This is a genomic window from Methylobacterium sp. CCH5-D2, assembly GCF_001556475.1.
GTDB lineage: Bacteria > Pseudomonadota > Alphaproteobacteria > Rhizobiales > Beijerinckiaceae > Methylobacterium > Methylobacterium hispanicum.
Genome location: NZ_LSIX01000514.1, coordinates 1 through 501, shown reverse-complemented (window position 1 = coordinate 501; position 501 = coordinate 1). Strand labels below are relative to the sequence as shown.

Below are 501 nucleotides of genomic sequence, written 5' to 3'. Positions count from 1 at the left end.
TCCCGACCGACCCTCGCTGACGCGAGGGCCACCCTCCCCCGCAGAGGGGGGAGGGGGCGTTTCGCGCGGTCTCAGCTCAGCGCCACCGTGTAGGCGGCCTCGGTCTTGGCCCGCACCTCCTCCTCGGTGACGCCGTCGGCGAGCTCGATCAGCGTCATGCCGCCGTCCCCCCGCTTGTCGATGGTGAAGACGCCGAGATCCGTGATCACCATGTCGACCACGTGCGTGCCGGTGAGCGGCAGGTCGCAGGCCTTCAGGAGCTTGGCGCTCTCCGAGCCGTCCTTGTTCTTGGCGACGTGCTCCATCACCACCACGACGCGCTTGACGCCCGCCACGAGGTCCATGGCGCCGCCCATGCCCTTCACCATCTTGCCGGGGATCATCCAGTTGGCGAGGTCCCCGTTCTCGGCGACCTGCATGGCGCCGAGGATCGACAGGTTGATGTGCCCGCCCCGGATCATCCCGAAGGAATCGGCCGACGAGAAGTAGCTCGTCGTCGGC

The 501-nt window shown here is 68.5% G+C and carries 1 protein-coding gene; it reads right to left on the bottom strand.

Annotation, left to right across the window (positions count from 1 at the left end; genetic code table 11):
* Positions 1-71 precede the first annotated feature (71 nt).
* Positions 72-501 (bottom strand): CoA-transferase (locus AX737_RS13180; RefSeq protein ID WP_280949072.1); only part of this gene is annotated, 430 nt, incomplete at its 5' end.